This window comes from Parasynechococcus sp. (assembly GCF_042954245.1).
In the GTDB taxonomy this organism is placed as follows: Bacteria; Cyanobacteriota; Cyanobacteriia; order PCC-6307; family Cyanobiaceae; genus Parasynechococcus.
In genome coordinates, this window is sequence record NZ_JBGKDP010000230.1 from 1 (window position 1) to 18,392 (window position 18,392).

The 18,392-nt window shown below is 62.0% G+C and carries 19 protein-coding genes and 1 tRNA gene; 8 read left to right on the forward strand and 12 right to left on the reverse strand.

Features of this window, described 5'->3' with window-relative positions; all coding sequences use genetic code 11:
• Window positions 1-79 precede the first annotated feature (79 nt).
• Window positions 80-3,256, reverse strand: coding sequence for a glycoside hydrolase family 15 protein (locus ACGVJ8_RS10480; protein ID WP_392347883.1), 3,177 nt, complete (start codon window positions 3,254-3,256; stop codon window positions 80-82).
• Between the two features lie 48 nt (window positions 3,257-3,304).
• Between ACGVJ8_RS10480 and ACGVJ8_RS10485 the strand changes: the two genes are divergently transcribed.
• The gene (locus tag ACGVJ8_RS10485) at window positions 3,305-4,039 is read left to right on the forward strand and encodes a WecB/TagA/CpsF family glycosyltransferase (protein WP_392347885.1); all 735 of its coding nucleotides are present in this window, start codon (window positions 3,305-3,307) and stop codon (window positions 4,037-4,039) included.
• A 4-nt stretch (window positions 4,040-4,043) separates the two neighbouring features.
• On the opposite strand, the gene ACGVJ8_RS10490 is transcribed toward ACGVJ8_RS10485, so the two are convergent.
• Both ACGVJ8_RS10490 and tgt read right to left on the reverse strand, forming a co-directional pair.
• A complete protein-coding gene (locus ACGVJ8_RS10490) occupies window positions 4,044-4,187 on the reverse strand; it encodes a photosystem II reaction center protein K (RefSeq protein ID WP_025362038.1) in 144 nt (47 codons plus the stop codon).
• Between the two features lie 31 nt (window positions 4,188-4,218).
• Entirely contained in the window at window positions 4,219-5,337 is a 1,119-nt protein-coding gene (gene tgt, locus ACGVJ8_RS10495) for a tRNA guanosine(34) transglycosylase Tgt (RefSeq protein WP_392347887.1), read from the reverse strand.
• 29 nt (window positions 5,338-5,366) lie between these two features.
• On the opposite strand from tgt, the gene cobS reads away from it, so the two are divergent.
• Window positions 5,367-6,137, forward strand: a complete 771-nt coding sequence (gene cobS, locus ACGVJ8_RS10500; RefSeq protein ID WP_392347889.1) for an adenosylcobinamide-GDP ribazoletransferase — start codon at window positions 5,367-5,369, stop codon at window positions 6,135-6,137.
• On the opposite strand, the gene ACGVJ8_RS10505 is transcribed toward cobS, so the two are convergent.
• Entirely contained in the window at window positions 6,097-7,218 is a 1,122-nt protein-coding gene (locus ACGVJ8_RS10505; protein WP_392347891.1) for a sensor histidine kinase, read from the reverse strand. The two genes, cobS and ACGVJ8_RS10505, sit on opposite strands and share 41 nt — an antisense overlap.
• A 341-nt stretch (window positions 7,219-7,559) precedes the next feature.
• On the opposite strand from ACGVJ8_RS10505, the gene ACGVJ8_RS10510 reads away from it, so the two are divergent.
• Window positions 7,560-7,928, forward strand: a complete 369-nt coding sequence (locus ACGVJ8_RS10510) for a DUF3155 domain-containing protein (protein ID WP_392347893.1) — start codon at window positions 7,560-7,562, stop codon at window positions 7,926-7,928.
• Here the strand turns inward: ACGVJ8_RS10510 and ACGVJ8_RS10515 are convergent, their stop codons facing one another.
• Complete coding sequence (locus tag ACGVJ8_RS10515) at window positions 7,929-8,501, reverse strand: alpha/beta hydrolase (protein WP_392347895.1); 573 nt, start codon at window positions 8,499-8,501, stop codon at window positions 7,929-7,931.
• A 56-nt stretch (window positions 8,502-8,557) separates the two neighbouring features.
• Here ACGVJ8_RS10515 and purH point away from each other — a divergent pair, with 56 nt between their 5' ends.
• Both purH and ACGVJ8_RS10525 read left to right on the forward strand, forming a co-directional pair.
• Window positions 8,558-10,120, forward strand: a complete 1,563-nt coding sequence (purH, locus tag ACGVJ8_RS10520) for a bifunctional phosphoribosylaminoimidazolecarboxamide formyltransferase/IMP cyclohydrolase (RefSeq protein WP_392347897.1) — start codon at window positions 8,558-8,560, stop codon at window positions 10,118-10,120.
• A 54-nt stretch (window positions 10,121-10,174) separates the two neighbouring features.
• Entirely contained in the window at window positions 10,175-10,633 is a 459-nt protein-coding gene (locus tag ACGVJ8_RS10525; RefSeq protein ID WP_392347899.1) for a DUF4079 domain-containing protein, read from the forward strand.
• 7 nt (window positions 10,634-10,640) lie between these two features.
• Here the strand turns inward: ACGVJ8_RS10525 and ACGVJ8_RS10530 are convergent, their stop codons facing one another.
• The 4 genes from ACGVJ8_RS10530 to sfsA all read right to left on the reverse strand — a co-directional run bounded on the left by ACGVJ8_RS10530 (window position 10,641) and on the right by sfsA (window position 14,953).
• The gene (locus tag ACGVJ8_RS10530; protein WP_392347901.1) at window positions 10,641-11,249 is read right to left on the reverse strand and encodes a DUF1997 domain-containing protein; all 609 of its coding nucleotides are present in this window, start codon (window positions 11,247-11,249) and stop codon (window positions 10,641-10,643) included.
• A gap of 61 nt (window positions 11,250-11,310) precedes the next feature.
• The gene (locus tag ACGVJ8_RS10535; protein ID WP_392347903.1) at window positions 11,311-12,510 is read right to left on the reverse strand and encodes a 4-hydroxy-3-methylbut-2-enyl diphosphate reductase; all 1,200 of its coding nucleotides are present in this window, start codon (window positions 12,508-12,510) and stop codon (window positions 11,311-11,313) included.
• Between the two features lie 110 nt (window positions 12,511-12,620).
• Window positions 12,621-14,084 (reverse strand): ammonium transporter, encoded by a 1,464-nt coding sequence (locus tag ACGVJ8_RS10540; RefSeq protein ID WP_392347905.1) that lies wholly within the window; start codon window positions 14,082-14,084, stop codon window positions 12,621-12,623.
• A 104-nt stretch (window positions 14,085-14,188) separates the two neighbouring features.
• Window positions 14,189-14,953: a DNA/RNA nuclease SfsA gene (gene sfsA, locus ACGVJ8_RS10545; RefSeq protein ID WP_392347917.1), complete on the reverse strand. Its 765-nt coding sequence runs from the start codon at window positions 14,951-14,953 to the stop codon at window positions 14,189-14,191.
• 69 nt (window positions 14,954-15,022) lie between these two features.
• Between sfsA and murJ the strand changes: the two genes are divergently transcribed.
• On the forward strand, window positions 15,023-16,630 hold the full coding sequence (gene murJ / locus ACGVJ8_RS10550; protein WP_392347907.1) for a murein biosynthesis integral membrane protein MurJ: 1,608 nt from the start codon (window positions 15,023-15,025) through the stop codon (window positions 16,628-16,630).
• On the opposite strand, the gene ACGVJ8_RS10555 is transcribed toward murJ, so the two are convergent.
• Genes ACGVJ8_RS10555 through ACGVJ8_RS10565 form a run of 3 tightly spaced genes read right to left on the reverse strand, consistent with a single transcriptional unit; the run spans window position 16,617 to window position 17,485 of the window.
• Window positions 16,617-16,880 carry a cytochrome-c oxidase gene (locus tag ACGVJ8_RS10555; RefSeq protein WP_392347909.1) on the reverse strand — a complete coding sequence of 88 codons (264 nt, stop codon included), beginning with the start codon at window positions 16,878-16,880 and terminating at the stop codon, window positions 16,617-16,619. The genes murJ and ACGVJ8_RS10555 overlap by 14 nt on opposite strands.
• A gap of 27 nt (window positions 16,881-16,907) precedes the next feature.
• Complete coding sequence (locus tag ACGVJ8_RS10560) at window positions 16,908-17,198, reverse strand: DUF3181 family protein (RefSeq protein ID WP_392347911.1); 291 nt, start codon at window positions 17,196-17,198, stop codon at window positions 16,908-16,910.
• A 41-nt stretch (window positions 17,199-17,239) separates the two neighbouring features.
• A complete protein-coding gene (locus ACGVJ8_RS10565; RefSeq protein WP_392347913.1) occupies window positions 17,240-17,485 on the reverse strand; it encodes a hypothetical protein in 246 nt (81 codons plus the stop codon).
• 88 nt (window positions 17,486-17,573) lie between these two features.
• On the opposite strand from ACGVJ8_RS10565, the gene ACGVJ8_RS10570 reads away from it, so the two are divergent.
• Together ACGVJ8_RS10570 and ACGVJ8_RS10575 are read left to right on the forward strand one after the other, a co-directional pair.
• Window positions 17,574-17,647: transfer RNA gene (locus ACGVJ8_RS10570), tRNA-Arg, on the forward strand.
• 93 nt (window positions 17,648-17,740) lie between these two features.
• Window positions 17,741-18,392, forward strand: a 652-nt coding sequence (locus ACGVJ8_RS10575; RefSeq protein ID WP_392347915.1) for a serine hydroxymethyltransferase, incomplete at its 3' end; no start/stop codon positions are given.

The following is an 18,392-nucleotide window of genomic DNA, read 5'->3' on the forward strand; positions in this document are numbered from 1 at the left end:
AGACCTGATCGAGCAGGCTGTTGAATACCCGGATACGGGAGCGCCCCTGTGCGCACCGATCTGAGGGCTTTCACTGGGATTACACCAGCCCCTGCTGTTCGGCCAGTTCCCGCAACGCCGTGACCTGCCAGCGGCGGCAGTCACCGGGTGAGGATCGATAGAACTGCCCCCAGGCCTGGGCCTTGTGTTGCGGGTAGTTCTCCGGCCGGAGGGAGGGATGGCTCTGTTGCCAGCCCACTCGGACGGCATGACCGATCACCACGTCGAGGGCCAGGTCATCCTCGAAGCGCACCTCCGGATTGGCTTCGACGAAGGCCATCAGCGAGAGCAGGCATTCGCTGCAGAGTTGGCGGTATTCCGGCGCCTTGATCCGACTGAGCAAATGGTCGACCTGGACGGCGAAATTGCGCTCTCCCGGTGTTTTCTCTAGAACAAGGCGGCTGTTGAGGCGATTGCGCCGTTCCAGCTTGTCGCCGATCACCAAGCCGCGGCAGTGCTGCAGAAGCGACCAGATCCCGGGATAGAAATCGCGGGGAACTTTCTGGAAGGACCCCAGGCGGATGCGGTGTTGAAGCCAGTCCCCACCCCCCGGTGTTTCCTCCAACGGGTCAGGCACTGACCACTGCACCCGGCCGCTCACGTGCAGCTGTTCGCCGCGTTGCAGGGCTGCTTTGGCATGGTCCACATCGGCAAGCACGGTGCGCAAGCGCTTGCGGATCGCGTGGGGTGCTTCGCTGCAGAGGGCTTCAAAGGCTTCGTCCTGACTGAGCGTTTTCTCCACGGCCAGCTCTGATGTCAGCAGCAGCATCAGCTGCCCCAGCTGCAGGGTGAGGCTCCCCTTCAGCAGAGCTGGCTCCCGCCGCGCCACGCTGTCGAGGGCGAGCAGAAGTTCCTGTTCGAGCATGCGTTCACGGCCGTCGATTCCGCTGGTGGTTTCAATCCGTTCGGCGATGGCGGCACTGTCCATCGGTTGACGGAGCCGGGAGTCGCCGGTGTAGTTGCGCCCCACTACCACCTGTTTCTGGCGGACGAGAAGATCGGTGAGGGCATCTTCGAGTTGGGGATGCACCATCCCCATGGCGCCAGCACAGCGCCGCACCACATTCCAGTCCTCACAACACAAGCCCCGTTGATAGACCTCCTCAAGCAGGGTGCGCAGGGCCACCGGATGGCCCTCGGGGCTGCCTTGAATCTCCTGGGGGCCGAGACGCCGTTGCAGCAACTCGAGCACTTCGGCCTGTTCATGCAGTAGCGCACTGTTCCAGAGGCGCTGGCTGAGTTGTTCGATCGGTGTGTCATCCAGCTCCTGCTCCTCTGCGGCGGTCAGATCCCGTAGATCGGTGGCGTCGCGCAGAAGCGGCTGGGGTGGCTCGGACCGTCGTACCGGTTTCTGTTGGAGCGGCGGTAGCTGCACCTCCTGAGCATGATCCACCAGCTCACTGAGGCAGCCCAAGCGGACGGGGATGCTTTCAATGATGCCGCTGCCGAGTTGCCGGGCCAGTTGGAGGATGACGTCGCGATGCTGCTGGAGGGCCGCGTCGCGAATGGGAATCACCAGAAGGGGACGTCCCATGCCGCGCCAGTGCCGTTGCAGCAGATGCAGTTCGTCCACAACGGTCTCCAGCAGCTCCTCCGGGTCATCGGCCAGATAGCTGCTGACGTCTTCCAGCACAGACGGAGTGAACACACTGATGGCGCCGTCCTGGCGGTAGACCCGAGCTGTGTCCTCGGTTTCCACCCGGTGTCCGGGGCGCCCAGTGAGCTCAAGCCGTGGATTGGTGCCAGCGGCTTTCAACCGTTGCTTCAGCTCGTCGGACGACTGCACGGAAATCACTGAGGTTGGATCGATCGGCACCTCTGCAGCCAGCAGCTCCTGGCGCACGGCATCCGTCTCCGCAGCCATCGCCACAAGGACGGTTTCGGCACCAAGCGGCTGCGGCTCCCTGCGGCCACAGGGGTCAATGTCCTCGGGACGGATCAGATCGTCGAGCAGCATTTCCCCGAGCCATACCAGGCTCTGGGTCCAGATCAGCGGCAGGTTGGTGTTGGTCACCCGCTCTTGGCTGCCTGGATTCAGCCGTTCCTGATCGACCGCACTGGCCGGGACCTGATACAGCTCGGGGTAGAGACGTTCACCGTCCTGTTCAACGGCCAGGGTCTTGAGCTGGCTGTGCAGGCGGCGGGCCTCGTCCCAGCACCTTTCGCAGCATGCGGTGACCAGTTCGAAGGCCAGAAACAAAGGCCACTCCGACTCGATCCCTTCAAAGGCGGCGAGCTCCTCCGGTTCGTAGTGCAGGCGGTTGACGTCTTCTACCGCCGTTTGGTGGCCATCCCGGAGGAAGCGTTTGTAGCCGTAGGCCCCGCCGAGTTCCCGTCGAATCCGCCGGCCGGTGCGTTCCACCAGGGCTGCATCCTCCACCGCCCAGGCGGGATAACCAATCACCGAGAGGCAGGCACTGTCGGCTTCCTTGCTGGCGGATTCCCGTGGCAGGAGCCCTTGCAGGGCGCGACGGAGGCGCACGATGGCCCCCTGGGGAATCAGCAGAATACAGCTGCCGTCGCCATGGAGGCCGTAGAGGTCAAGTCCATCGAGTGCTTCCAGGGCAGCTTTGGCCATGCCGATTGAGCTGGCATTGCGTTCCGGCAGGCCATGGTTGCCTTTGTCGCCCCGTTCCCAGATCCCATAGTCGGGGGTGCGGTAGGCCCTGGCGATGTAGTGCACCAGGTTTTGCAGGAAATCCACTTCGTCACGGCTTTGCACCACGGCGCAGCCGCCCTTAGTCAACTGCGCCAGCTGCAGCAGAAACAATGAGGTGGCATCGAGTTGGAGATGCCCCCAGGCGTCGTCAGCCACCACCGGCTCGCCGGTGCAGCTGTCGTACTTGGCGTGAAGGGCGTCGAGGGGGTTGAGGCTTTTCTTGAAACGCTCCACCTTTTGTGCCTGCCGCATCATCGAGCGCATCAGTCCGCGCATGAGGGCCACCACCCGCTGTTCAAGCTCCCAGGAGCGCAGGCTGTTCTGCCCTTGCTGACGGCGGTGGGCTAGGGCCAGTCCCCAAACGCACTGCACCGAATAGACACAGTCCCGCACCCAGGCATCGCCGTAGTTGCCGTGGATGGTGTGAGCGGTGCTGGCGGGGAGCAGGCCGCTGATCGGGTCCTGCCGATCGAGAACCACCCGTTGGATGGATTGATCCAGGCGCTGAAGGGTTGTGGCGTGCTTCTGCGGAAGGGTTTCCGTCGTCGTCACAACCATGCCCTCATGCATCACTGCCCCTAAATTCTCCAACGCAGCCCCACGGCCATGGACTCTGTCAGCACCGCCCCCGATGATCGTCGCCGCTGCCAGGTGCTCGGCGTTCCGGTGGATGCCTGCCGTGATGTCTGTGCTGCAGCCCTCGGTCTGCATGCCCGGGGTGGCGGACGCATCGTCACCCTGAACGCTGAGATGACGATGTCGGCTTGGACCGATGCCGCTCTGGGGCAGGTGATCGGGACGGCTGATCTGGTGATTCCCGATGGCGCGGGTGTGGTCTGGGCCCTAGCCCGTCAGCAGATCCGGGTCGTTAAAACGGCGGGCATCGAACTGGCCTGGACCTTGCTGGAGTACGCCGCAGCTCATCGATGGCGGGTGGCGCTGGTGGGGGCGACACCTGAGGTGATGGCAACGCTACGTGCAGAGTTGCCGCAACGCATCAGCGGCCTCAACCTGGCGCTCGCGGTGGACGGCTATCAATCTCCTGGGGCTTGGCCGGGCGTTGAGGCTCAGCTCAAAGCGTTGAAGCCGGATCTCGTTTTGGTGGCCCTGGGGGTGCCACGCCAGGAAACCTGGTCGGAACGCGTTGCGGCCGGACAGCCTGGGCTGTGGATGGGTGTCGGCGGCAGTTTTGACGTCTGGGCCGGAACCAAAAAACGTGCTCCCGGCTGGATGTGCCGGATGCAACTCGAGTGGCTGTATCGGCTCCTTCAGGAGCCATCACGCTGGCGTCGCATGCTGTCGCTGCCAGCGTTTGCTCTGAAAGTGATCCGATTGAGCTGAGGCTTTAGCGGAAGCCAACAGAGGCCTGCCAAACGAAGGCCAGCAGGAGGAAGAAGACTGGGATCAACGGAAGAATGTCGATCAGAGGAGAGAAGGCCTGATAGGCCTCGGGCAGCTGTGCCAGCAGGTCGAGGGTAAAGGCGGCCATCCCTTGCATAAAAAAGGCGTTGGATTGGACGCTACCACGTGTGATGGGCTGGCGAGTCTGGCTCCCAGGGAGCGAAAACCTCTGAAAAACAGCTGTCGCGAATGGCTTGTGTCATGGCCGAGGTGAAACGCACCAGATGAGTGATGTTGTGAATGCTCAACAAGGTGAGACCCAGAAGCTCTTCGCTGCGAATCAGGTGATGCAGGTAGGCCCGGGTGTGACCGGTGCAAGCCACACAGGAGCAGCTGGGATCCAGGGGGGTGTGGTCGTGGCGGAAGCGGGCATTGCGCACGTTCCAGCGTTCGCCGCCCACCAGGGCGGTACCGTGACGGCCGAGTCGTGTGGGCAAGACGCAGTCAAACAGGTCGATCCCGTTGGCCACGGCAATGGCCATCTCGCGCAGGGTGCCGATGCCCATAAGATAGCGCGGTTTTTGCGTGGGAAGTAGGGGCGTAACGTCCCGCACGATGCGATGCATCTCCTCCACGGGCTCGCCGACGCTGACGCCACCGACGGCAATGCCCGGTAGATCAAACGAGGCGACGGCCATGGCGCTCTCCCGCCGCAGATGGGGGAAACAGCCACCCTGAACGATGCCGAAGAGGGCCTGGTCCTCGCGGGTGTGGGCTGTGACGCAGCGCTCGAGCCAGGCATGGGTGCGGCGACAGGCATCGATGACGTCATTTTCCGTCGCCGGATAGGGCGGGCATTGGTCGAAGGCCATGGCCACATCCGCCCCAAGGGCCATTTGGATTTGGGTGGCATGTTCCGGGGTCATGTCGATGGTGCGTCCATCGCGGGGGTTTCGGAACACCACTCCGCGGTCATCGATCTTGTTCAGGTCTCCCAGGCTGAACACCTGAAAGCCGCCGGAGTCGGTGAGCATCGGGTCGTCCCAGCCCATGAACCGATGCAGGCCGCCGGCCGCCGCCACGATCTCCTCGCCCGGTTGCAGGTGCAGGTGATAAGTGTTTGAGAGCACCATCTGGGCCCCCGTGCGCCCCAGTTGCTCCGTGCTGATGCCCTTGACGGTGGCCAGGGTTCCCACCGGCATGAAGCGTGGTGTGTGCACCGGCCCATGCGGGGTCTCAAAGGTGCCGCACCGTGCTGAAGTGTTGGCGCAATGCGCGTTGATCTCGAAGCCGAACACGACTGATCCGCCCCTGCAATGACCCTACGGTGAGGGCCTATTACATCCATCGCGCTATTCCCAGGATCGTTCCACCCTGGCTTTCAGATCTGGCGGGAGCCTGGATCTTCTACACGGTGCTGCCCGCATGGCCCTGGCCGCAGCCCTCTTTTCAGCGCATTGCCCGGTTCGCCCCCTGGATGGGGCTGCTGATCGGTGCGCTGCAGGGGCTGCTCTGGATCGGTTTGTCCAGGCTCGCTTGGCCTCCGGCTGCCTGTGCCCCTTGCGTGGTGGCTCTCGGCATCCAACTCAGTGGTGGGTTGCACCACGACGGCCTGATCGACACGGCGGATGGCCTCGGGGCGCCAGCGGAGCGGCGGCTCGAGGCGATGGAGGACAGCCGGGTGGGCGCCAGTGGCGTGCTTGCTCTCGTGATGGTGCTGCTTCTACAGATTGCAGCATTGATCCAGCTGGGGGGGCAGGCCCCGCTCGGGCTCTGCCTGGCTGCGTTCTGGGCCCGGGTGGCACCGTTCTGGGCCATGGCACGTTTCGACTACCTCCGCGCTGATGGAACCGCTGCGTTTCATCGCGATCACGGCAGGCCGCTCTGGGATGCCCTGCCCTCACTTCTGGTGGTGATTGTGTTGTCTGGTTGGGTGGGACCCATGCCCCTTCTCCTGGGGGGCGTGGTGGCGATCCTGGTCGCCCAGAGCCTTGGGCGACGCCTGGGGGGGCACACTGGTGACAGCTATGGAGCGGTTCTTGTGCTCACCGAGATGATCACGTTGTTGGGTTTGGCCTTGCTCCTGCCGGCCAGCTGAGGACGAACGCGTTGCCCTGAGCGGGTAAATCCTGAGCGAGCGTGGAAGGTTTCACGCAGAGCGTGAGCTTACGGCCCTGCTGCTCCGCCAGGGAGCGTGCAAGGGCGAGCCCAAGGCCGGTACCCGCCCGGTCTTGTCCGGTAGACCCCCGCGCTCCCCGCTCGAAAATCAGGTCACGCTCCTCCAGGGGGATCGGCGGCCCGTCGTCCCAGACGCAGAGCCCATCGGGCAACAGGCACAGCCCCACGATGCAGCCCGCTGGGCTGTAGCGGAAGGCATTTTCAAGGAGGTTGGCGACGATCTCCGCGATCGTTCCGTCCTGGGACGGCTGATGAATCCACTGGGGCCACAGGTCCGGACCCCGCCAGGGGCGGCCCTGCAGGCTTGCCGTCGCTTCCGCCCGCTCCAGCAGAGGCATCAGCAGGGTTTGCATGGTTGCCTCACCTTCGGCAGGCCCGGGGGGCAACAGGGTGGGGGCAAGGGGCTCCTGTTGTGAGAGACGTTGTTGCCCGAGGCCATCGAGCACGTCGATGTACTGGCCGAGTTGGCGTTGCTCCGAGAGCATTCCCTCCACGAGTGGACGGTGCGAGCTGTCTGCTTCAAGCCGTCGCCGCAGCAGTTGGGCGTAGGTGCGCAGGGCAGCCAGTGGATTGCGCAGCTGATGCACGAGCATGCGCAGCTGATCGTTTTGTTGGCTGAGTTCCTGGCGAAGTTGCAGGCATTCCAGGTCACGCCCCAGGGCGTGGCTGATGGCGGCAGCACTGCGCCGCATCCGTTGGTCCAGGGTCAGCGTCCAACTCCGTTGCGGATCCAGATCGGCGCGCAGGGCTCCCAGAATCAGACCGGCATCCTGGAGGGGGTACCAGCGCCGACTCTCGTGCGGCAGGCGCAGGTTTGGGTCTGCGTCGGCAGGGGGAAGAGACCGTTTATTGGCCGACCACTGCCGGATCAGCAGCAAGGGCGGACCCTGCTGATTGGGTGGCGCACTAACGTACAGCCCCAGATGCTGAATGCCTTTTTTGGCGGTTAGATCAGCTAGCTGTTGATCGGTGAAATCGAAGAATCGCTCGGTGAGCTGCATCAGTTCCGGACGATCAATTTAGGTGCTTGGGCAAGCCTGCGCCAGGGGGACTTGAAAAATCTGGGAAAAGTCTTAAGATCCTTTTTATAGACCGAGGCGCTGTTCACCGTGAACAGACGTCCGCCAGCGCTCACAAAGGTTGCAATTACTTCGCAACCAAAGCTACAGCAGAGGTTGCAGTGTCCTCCGCTGGTTCCCGCTTGGGTGTTGGTGTCCTGCCGGTGATTGTGGTGTGTCTGCAATTGCCCCGACGCTTCCCTTGCGTCTGGCGTTTTCGCGCCGACGTCACCTGTTTGTTCTGACGATCCACCCCGTTCTTCCTTTCGTACCGGAGCCCTTCCATGTCCAAGAAGCGCAAGCGCATTAGCCGTCGTCGCCTGGCAGGTCAGCGGGTTTTGGCTCATGTGCCAACCCATCACCTCGACACCGGTGAGTACAAGCCCGTGACGGCCGCTCGTCGTTACATCGCTGAGGGCGGACTGGTGCCTCCGGCGTTGCTGAATGTGCGCCGCAATGAGCACACCACCGACCGCTTCTTCTGGGGTGAGAAGGGTCTGTTCAGTGCCCAATATGCCGAAGAGAATCACTTCCTCTTCCCCTCATTGCGCACGATTGTTGATTCCATCGGTGAAGACAAGCTCTTTGAGGGGATCGAGCTTGGCGCTGATGATTGGGAGGAAATGGAGGAGTACGAATACGCCTTCGTTTGATCAAGCGTTCTCCAGAACACGCTCGATAAACATTAGAATCGGCTGCACCGTCTCATCTGGGATGGTGTGACCGTTTTTGAATGAATGCGTCTCACATCGATCGGGCTGTAACTGCGAAGCGATCGCTTGCATGGCCTGGAACGGCACCACGGGATCATCTGAACCATGCATCAGCAACACACAGGGGTGTTGCTGGGGCGGAGCCCAGTTCGGGTGTGGATAGCCGCTGCAGCTGATCAGCCCTGCAACGGGTAGGTCGCAGCCGCTTTCCAAAGCCATGGCACCCCCCTGGGAAAAGCCGAACATCACCGTTCGTTCGAGTCCAAGGCCTGAATTGTTCAGGCTCTGAAGTTGAGCCTTGAGGCGTTCAACGGCCACGGGCACGGCGTCCCACTGGGCCGGGAACAGGCCATACCACTGGCGTCCTCCCGGTTGATCGACATGGCGTTCAGGGGCCTTCAGGCACACCACATCAAGGGTTTTTGAGCACTCGCGCGCCAGGCGATCGCCCAGGGGCTTGAGATCCTCTCCATTGGCTCCCCAGCCGTGGAGCAGCACCAACCGGCCATCCATGGGGCATCAACATCACTACTGCGTAGGTTGGCTCACGATCCAGTCACGACCCTTCGATGGCTCCTGTCGCTCTGATGAGTGTTTCCGATAAGTCCGGGCTGGTACCCCTGGCGGAGGCCCTGCATTGGATCCATGGCTATCAGCTCCTCTCCAGTGGAGGCACGGCCAAGGTGCTCGAGCAGGCCGGCCTTCCAGTGACCCGTGTGTCGGAGCACACCGGAGCCCCAGAAATTCTTGGCGGTCGTGTGAAAACGCTCCATCCAAGGGTGCATGGCGGAATTCTGGCCAAGCGGGGTGACGCGTCCCACCAAGCTGATCTTGAGCAGCAGAACATCGCCCCCATCGATGTGGTGGTGGTCAATCTCTATCCCTTCCGCGAAACGATTGCTCGGCCTGACGTCACCTGGGATCAGGCGATCGAGAACATCGACATCGGTGGCCCCGCCATGGTGCGGGCGGCCGCCAAAAATCATGCCGATGTGGCTGTTCTTACCAGCCCTGACCAATATGACCGTCTGTTGACCGCCATGGCGGAGTCGAGTGGGAGCGTGCCTTCGAAGCTGCGGCGCCAACTGGCCCTTGAAGCATTCCAGCACACCGCGTCGTACGACACCGTGATCAGCCGCTGGATGGCCGAGCAAACCGCCACGGAAGACAGCCCCTGGCTGGAGGCGGTGCCGCTGCGGCAGCCCCTTCGGTACGGCGAAAATCCCCACCAAAAAGCGCGTTGGTTCAGCCATCCCAAACAGGGTTGGGGTGGGGCCATTCAGCTGCAGGGCAAGGAGCTGAGCACCAACAACCTTCTGGATCTCGAGGCGGCCCTCGCCACGGTGCGGGAGTTCGGCTATGGACCCGATGGTTCCGCACCGGCGTTGCAACCCGCGGCCGTGGTCGTCAAGCACACCAACCCCTGTGGTGTGGCGATCGGAGCTTCGATTCCTGCAGCACTGACGCGGGCCCTGGATGCCGATCGGGTGAGTGCTTTCGGCAGCATCATCGCCATGAATGGTGTGCTGGAAGCCACGGCGGCCCGTGAGCTCACCAGCTTGTTCCTGGAATGTGTCGTGGCACCGGGCTTCACGCCCGAGGCGCGGGAGGTGCTGGCGGCCAAAACCAATCTGCGCTTGTTGGAGCTGGCTCCGCAGGCCATTGATGCAGCCGGCCCCGATCACGTGCGGAGCATCCTGGGAGGTCTTCTGGTTCAGGATCTCGATGACCAGTCGATCACGCCGCCTGACTGGACCGTGGCCAGCCAGCGGCCGCCCACACCGCAGGAAAAGCTCGACCTGGAATTTGCTTGGCGTTTGGTGCGTCACGTTCGCTCCAACGCCATCGTTGTGGCCAAGGATGGGCAAAGCCGTGGCGTGGGTGCTGGGCAGATGAATCGCGTGGGCTCAGCGCGGATTGCCCTGGAGGCGGCAGGTGAGAAAGCCCAGGGAGCCGTTCTGGCCAGTGATGGTTTCTTCCCGTTTGATGACACGGTGCGTCTTGCTGCCAGCCATGGCATCACCGCCGTGATTCATCCCGGCGGGAGTATGCGCGATGGCGATTCGATCAAAGCCTGCGATGAGCTCGGCCTGGCGATGCAGCTCACGGGGCGCCGCCATTTTCTGCACTGACGCTGATGGGGGCCGCCAGCCCCCTAACCTCGCGGCACTGAAGAGTCTCCTTCAATGCTCGCCACCCTTCCCTTCAGCCTCAATTTCGCTCACCCCCTAGCGGAGTGGGGCCTGCTCGCCGTTGGTGGTTGGGCTCTTTACCTGGGGATCAAGGCCAAGAAAACCCGCACCAGCACCCCAGAACAGCGCAAAGAGCTGGTGCCGAAAAAGTTCGCCCAGCGCCATTACCTCTGGGGCAGCATCCTGATGGCCTTGATGACCCTCGGCACGCTGGGTGGCATGGCGGTCACCTATCTGAACAATGGCAAGTTGTTCGTTGGTCCGCACCTGTTGGTGGGTCTGGCGATGACCGGGATGATCGCCGTCGCCGCGTCGCTCTCACCCCTGATGCAACGGGGAAATGTGATTGCGCGTAAGGCTCATGTGGGCCTGAACATGGGCATGCTCACGCTGTTCCTTTGGCAGGCCGTCAGCGGCATGGAGATCGTCAACAAGATCTGGACCAACCGCTGAAGATCCTTCAGAAGGCTGCCCGCTGACGGGGTGGGCAGCTCAGGCCATGGGCGGCATGGAAATCCTCCTGGACCTTCCAGGTCAGCCGTCGTGAAATCTGGCGGACAATCTGCTTGAGCAGATGATCACCACTGCTCTGGACCAACTGATCCGGGAGCATGGTGATCACTTTTGGTAGGCGGATCCAGACCTTGAGATCCAGGTCCCATTGCACGGAGGTGTTCTCCTGTTCGGGGATGAGGCGCATTCCCGCGCGGAAGTCGACGTCGTAGTGATGGCTCAGGGCGAGGGACTGCGGCACTGTCCGCACGGTTTCGATCCGATAGATCCCTTCCTGCTGTGGCAGCAGTCGCAGAGCGATCGTGGGCTCCACTTCGAAGCCAAAGTTGCCGAATCGACCCAGGGTCAGGCTGTAGGACTGCCGATCGATGGCCTCGACCTGCATCGGGCTGGCGCAACGTTCAAACCAGGTCTGATGGTTATCCAGGTAATGAGCCACTACCGCTTGGGGCGCCAGCATCTGCATCGAATCCTCGAAGTGGCTGCTGTAGCAGCGCACCTGTGGGTCGGCACCGTGAAGCTGATTGTCGGTTTCAGTGGGCGACAAGACCGTCACGGATGGGGAGCTGCCGGCGAAGGGCGGATTAAAGATGGACCAATGTAAAGCTCTCCGCGGTTCAGTTTTCGCTCAATTGCATCAGTTTTTCGATTACCTCTTCCACCGCCCGATCCGGAGTTGAGGCACCGGAGGTGATTCCCACCCGTACGGGGCCCTCAGGCAGGAAATCGCCTTCATGACAGAGTTCCGCCGCCAGTGGTTTGTGCTCGATCGAATTGTTGCCGACGTCAATGCGCTCGGGCGTGTCGATGTGGAACGAGCGAATGCCGCGGCTGACGGCAATCTCCTGCAGGTGGGTGGTGTTGGACGAGTTGAAACCACCGATCACCACCATCAGGTCCAGGGGTTCATCCACCAGGGAGAATATGGCGTCCTGACGCTCCTGGGTGGCGTCGCAGATGGTGTTGAAGGCCAGGAAGTGGTCGTTGAGCTGGGTTGGACCGTATTTGCTCAACATCGTGCGTTCGAACAAGCGTCCGATTTCTTCCGTTTCGCTCTTCAGCATCGTGGTCTGGTTGGCCACACCCAGACGTTCGAGGTCCCGATCGGGATCGAACCCTGGAGAGCAGGCTTTGGCAAAGCGTTTGATGAACTCATCATGGTCACCTTTGCCGAGGATGTAATTGGCGACGACCTGGGCTTCCTCCAGATCGAGCACCACCAGATAGGTGCCAGCAAATGAGCTTGTGGCCAATGTTTCCTCGTGCTTCACCTTGCCGTGAATGATCGAGCTGAAGGTGTGCTTTTTGTGTTTCTCCACGGTGTTCCACACCTTGGAGACCCAGGGACAGGTCGTGTCAACGATGTGGCAGCCCCGTTCATTCAGCAGCTGCATTTCCTGAACGGTGGCACCAAAGGCCGGCAGGATCACTACATCACCGGAGGTGACACCTGAGAAGTCCTTCACTCCCTTCTCGACAGGGATGAATTGCACATCCATCTCCCTGAGGTGATCGTTCACTGAGGGGTTGTGGATGATCTCGTTCGTGATCCAGAGACGTTCGCTTGGGTAGTGCTTGCGGGTTTCGTAGGCCATCGCCACGGCCCGTTCAACACCCCAACAGAAGCCGAAGGCTTCCGCCAGGCGCACGTCGAGCCTGCCGTGTTCCAGTCGGTAGCCGTTGTCCCGGATCGTGCCGATCAGGCCGCTTTGGTAAGCTTGCTCAAGGCTTCCTGCAACTTCCTTGGCGCGCCCGAAGCCGCGCCGGTTGTAACGCTCGGAATGGTGGAGGGAGCGTTTGAAGGCGTGGGTGTCCATGGAGGGCGCTGGAGTGGGAAAACTCTATGTGGCCTGAAGCAGCGCTTCAGGCAGTAAAAAAGCCCGGCCAACTGGCCGGGCTTGAGATCAACAACTGTGCCGAAACGGAATCAGTTGGTGGTGGTGGAGAAACCGGCGTAGGCCTCCATGCCGTGTTCGCCGATGTCCAGACCTTCGGACTCTTCCTGTTCGGTGACGCGGATGCCGCCGAAGAGGGAGCCGATGATCTGCCAGGCGATGAAGCAGGTGACCACGGTCCAGACGGCATAGGCGGCAGCACCCAGGGCCTGGATGCCGAGCTGGTCGATGCCGCCGCCGACCAGAAGGCCGAGGCCGGAGCCGTCGCCCTGGACGTCGTAGCCCCAGAGACCGATCACGATCGTGCCCCACACGCCGCACACACCGTGCACGGAGCAGGCGCCGACGGGGTCATCAATGCCTGCGGCATCGAGAGCTGCAACGGAAAAGACGACGATGATGCCGCCCACCAGACCAGCCACCCAGGAACCCGTCAGGGTGAGGTTGCCGCAACCAGCAGTCACGCTCACCAGGCCGGCCAGGATGCCGTTGATGATCATGGTGAGGTCAGGCTTCTTGGAGGTGATCGTGGAGATCACCGTGGCGCCGATGGCACCACCGGCTGCGCCGAGGGTGGTGGTGACGGCCACGTAGGGAACCCACTGGTCCATGACGAGCTGGGAACCGGGGTTGAAGCCGTACCAGCCGATCCAGAGGATCAGAGCGCCAAGCGTGGCAATGGACATGTTGTGGCCAGGAATGGCCTGAACCTTGCCATCGACGTACTTGCCGATGCGGGGTCCGAGCAGCATGGCGCCGACGAGGCCGGCCCAGGCGCCAACGGAGTGAACGATCGAGGAACCAGCGAAATCGATGAAGCCCATTTCGCTGAGCCAACCACCGTTCCACTGCCAGCTACCGGCAATTGGGTAGATGACTGCGGTGAGCATCAGGGCGAAGATCACGAATTCGCCGAACTTAATCCGCTCAGCCACAAGACCGGAAACGATCGTGGCTGCGGTTCCGGCGAAGGCCGCCTGGAACAGGAAATCAACGGTGGGAACCAGGCCGGCTTCGCTGATGGTCTCAGCGGTGACGGTCGGATCGAAGAAGAGGCCTGCGAAATACAGCCAGCCGCCGATGATGGAATCGCCGTACATGAAGGAGTAGCCCACGAACCAGTAGGCGGTCACCGCGAGGGCGAACACGAACAGGTTCTTGGCGAGGATATTGACGGCATTCTTTTGCCGGCACATGCCTGCTTCGACCATGGCGAAGCCGGCATTCATGAAGATCACCAGGATGGTGGCCACCAGAAGCCAAAGGTTGTTGGCCAGGAAAGCTGCGGAGAGCTCAGGCAGCTCTTCGGCTTTGGCCGACAGCGTGAAGATGCCAAGGCCCATGAGCGCCAGAGGCGCACAGGCGAGCCAGGTCATGGCGCGGTTGGAGCTGAAGCCCCGGATGCTCTTCAGAAGCAGCATCGGGCCTTCCAGGAGGCTGGCCTCCTGAAGGGTTTTGCGCCGCCTTTGCGGTGGCGCGTGGAATGCAGTTGTCATGAACGAGGGTGCAGAGCTGCGTGAGGCATCTGGAAATGTTTCCAGATGAACACCTCCACCGTGCCTTGCGATGGCGCACTTCCCTGTTCGATCTGCTACCAAAATCAACCTAGGTGTACTAGCCGGGTCCCCTGCCAGTGCACCGCATCGGCGGTGAAGCTAAAACAGCATGGCAGAACTTCCACTCCGCTATTGGTGGCCTGGCGAAACAGCTCCCCATAGCGCTGATCGGCGCTGTCACCGGGAGCAAAGGCGTTCACATCCGGGCGGCTGAGGCAGGGCACGAGCACCGCCCGTGCGTCCGGCAGCATCCCCATCAGCTCAATCAGATGCTTCTGCCCCCGTTCAGTCACCGTGTCGGGGAACAGGGCCGTGCTGCCGTCGGTCCAGGTGGTGTTTTTCACCTCCAGGTAGATCGGTCGTTGATCGGGGTTCTGCTTTGCCGGCGTCAGCAAGAGGTCGATCCGGCTGCGCTTGTTGGTGCCGTAGGCCACTTCAGCGCGGATTCCCGCAATGGCGCCCAGTTGGGCCTCCAGGCACCCCGCTTCGACCGTGGCGCGAATCAGGCGGTTGGGCAGGGCCGTGTTGATTCCAACCCAGCATGGCTGGCCATCGGCGCCAGGCACTTCGGCTTGCTCCCAGGTCCAGGCCAGCTTGCGTTTGGGGGAGGGTGCGTGACGCAGACGCACCCGTTGGCCAGGGATCAAGACCCCGGTCATCGGGCCGGTGTTGGCGCAGTGGGCGGTGACGGTCTCGCCGCTGCTCAGCTCCACATCGGCCAGGAAGCGTTTGTAGCGCTTCAGCAGCACGCCCCCCGTTAGGGATTCAAAGCGCAGCAGGGCATCGCCCGGAGAGGGAAGGCCAGTCATCGCAGCAGCCGGAGATTGGCCCATGGTCTCGTGTGGGGCCTCCACAATGCGCCCAATGCTGGGGGGCGAATGGCGCGTTCACTGAAGGGGATCGCACTGGTGGTGACCCTCGGCACCCTGCTGAGCAAGGTGGGTGGCTTGATTCGGCAGCTGGTGATTGCGGCGGCCTTCGGAGTGGGCGCGGCTTATGACGCCTACAACTACGCTTATGTGCTGCCTGGATTTCTGCTGATCCTGCTTGGGGGGATCAATGGCCCCTTTCACAGCGCCATGGTGAGTGTGCTGAGCCGGCGACCACGGGCTGAAGGAGCTCATATCCTTGCGGCGCTCAACACCAGCGTCAGTGCACTATTGCTGCTGGTCACCATCGTTTTGGTGCTGGCGGCGGATCCCCTTATCACCTTGGTGGGCCCTGGCCTCGCCCCCGAGCTCCACGCCATCGCTCGGGTTCAGCTGCAGGTGATGGCACCGATGGCCTTGCTGGCCGGCCTGATTGGGCTGGGTTTTGGATCCCTCAACGCCGCTGACGAATTCTGGATTCCGGCGATTTCACCGCTGATGTCCAGCGGCGCCCTGATCTTAGGGGTTGGATTGCTCTGGTGGCAGCTCGGCGCTGACATCGCCATGCCGTCCGCCGCCATGACCGGGGGTGTGGTGCTGGCCTTGGCCACGTTGGTAGGGGCCTTGCTGCAGTGGTTGATCCAGCTGCCGGCGTTGATCCGGCAGGGATTGGCCCGTTTTCAACTGGTCTGGGACTGGCGGCACCCCGGGGTGCGCGAGGTCTGGCGTGTGATGGGGCCGGCAACGCTGTCGTCCGGGATGCTTCAGATCAATGTGTTCACGGATCTGTTCTTCGCTTCCGGGATTCTCGGCGCGGCGGCGGGTCTGGGGTATGCCAATTTGCTAGTGCAAACGCCCCTGGGTTTGATCTCGAATGCACTGCTGGTGCCCTTACTGCCCACCTTCGCCAGGCTAACGGCTCCGGAAGATCGTCCGCAGCTGATCGAACGGATCCGGCAGGGGTTGATGCTGTCTGCGGCATCGATGATTCCTCTCGGGGGACTCTTCATTGCTTTGGGTGGCCCCACCGTCGCCCTGGTTTACGAGCGTGGTGCTTTCGATGCGTCAGCCGCCCAGTTGGTGACGGGCTTGCTGATGGCCTACGGCCTGGGCATGCCGGCCTACCTCGGCCGGGATGTGCTGGTGCGTGTCTTCTATGCCCTTGGGGATGGAACGACGCCCTTTCGTCTCTCGTTGGTGGGGATCGGCCTCAACGTGGTTTTTGATTGGCTTCTGGTGGGCGGTCCGAGCCCTTGGGGGAATCAGTCGCCGTTCAATTTCGGTACACCCGGGCTGGTGCTCGCCACGGTTGCCATCAACCTGCTCACCTGCCTGGCCCTGTTGCTGGGTCTGCAGCAACGCATTTCAGGATTGCCGCTGCGGTGCTGGGGGATGGACCTGCTGCGGCTGACCATCGCCGGTGTGCTGGCAGCGGGGGGCTCAGGGATCCTAGTGACCGTCGTGCCCTGGCCCGCAGGGTTGCTGGGCCTTTTTTTTCAGGTGTCTGCCCCTGGCTTGCTGGGTTTGGCGCTGTTTGCCTTAGTGGGTGCACAATTCAACGTGCCGGAGGTGCGTGAGATCACGCGGTTGGTTGTGGGCCGATTCAGGGCTCGCTGAGACAAACATCGCGCTCTTCACGCACCTGGATGGGAAGTTCCAGCTGCTCGCGACCCACGAGTTGCGGGCCCTGAACAGACACAATCCGGGCCTCGATGCCGAACTCTTTAAAAGCGGTTTCCAGTTCCTGAATCAGGGCTTTTTCAACTTGAGCCTCTGCATCCACCACCCGTCCAATCAGCCGTTCACCCAGTCGGCCGATGCGTTGGCGCACCACATCTCTTGAGTTGGTGACTTCAATAATTAGCACACCAACCGCAGCGGATGGAATGCAACCTTATCCGCAGTACGGCTCGAGGATCTCTTCAAGATCCCTCAGCTGGCCTGGGGGAATCAGCTTGGAGAGAGGGAGCTGACTGGCGCCTCCTGCCAACGGCACCTTGACAGCGTCGAGGGCCTGCCTAGCTGCCACCTCAGCACCCTGATTGACGCGGGCACTGCATTCGATCGCCAAGGCTGAGGCCAGGTCGGCATCGCCGAGGTACAGATGCCAGCCGCTGATTTGAAGGTAGAGGCGGTCAGCCAAAGCACTCTGAAGGTCTTGCAGGTCGCTGGCGGAGAGGGACATCAGCCCAGGAGGATCAAGGTGGGAACTCATCCATGCTGGCTTTATTCCTCCGGCTTAGGGCGCTGAAGAATTACCCAAATCAATTGGCCCAGCCACAGAGTTGTCCAGAGGCTGGTGATCCAGGTCAGGCTCCCGCCGGGGAAGGGGTGGCGCATCTCCTGCAAAAACCAGCCGCCGCTGTTCACGGCGGCGAACACGCCGCCGTGCAAGCACAGGTTCACGATGCGCTCTAAATGCTGGTAGGTCGGACCCTCAGGGTTAGCGGGGCCATACCAGCGGATCGGCATTGATCGGGCTCAGAAACACCTGAATCCTGACGCGGCCCGTACCCAGTTGACGAGCGGACCCTCGATGGGGTCTGATGGTTTGGCGCAAGCGCTTGTAGCTCAGCGGATTAGAGCATCTGACTACGGATCAGAGGGTCGGGAGTTCGAATCTCTCCAGGCGCGTTTTAACTGCCCCGACGGGCAGTTTTTTTTGGTTGATCGGTCGGGCTGATCGCTGCGATTTCTTACGATCGGCCAAAGCTTTACAGACATTTCATGGGCCAGGCTTCTGGACGCGCCATCGACGCTGATCTGGCTCAGTCGGATCCCGATATCGTCGCGTTCATCAATCAGGAACGGCAGCGTCAGGAAACCCACCTGGAACTGATCGCATCGGAAAACTTTGCGTCCCGTGCGGTGATGCAAGCCCAGGGTTCCTTGCTCACCAACAAGTATGCCGAGGGTCTGCCCAGCAAGCGCTATTACGGCGGGTGTGAGCATGTTGACGCCATTGAGGAGCTGGCCATCGAGCGGGCCAAGCAGTTGTTTGGTGCCGCCTGGGCCAATGTGCAGCCCCACAGCGGTGCCCAGGCCAACTTCGCCGTTTTCTTGGCTCTGCTGCAGCCCGGCGACACGATCATGGGGCTCGATCTGTCCCATGGCGGTCACCTGACCCATGGCTCCCCGGTCAATGTCAGTGGTAAGTGGTTCAACGTCGTTCAGTACGGCGTCGACAAAGAGACCCAGCGCCTGGACATGGAGGCGATTCAACAGCTTGCGTTGGAGCACAAGCCGAAGCTGATTGTTTGCGGCTACTCCGCGTATCCACGCACCATCGACTTCGCGGCCTTCCGTACCATCGCTGATGAAGTGGGTGCCTATCTGCTGGCTGATATGGCCCACATCGCCGGTCTCGTGGCCGCTGGTG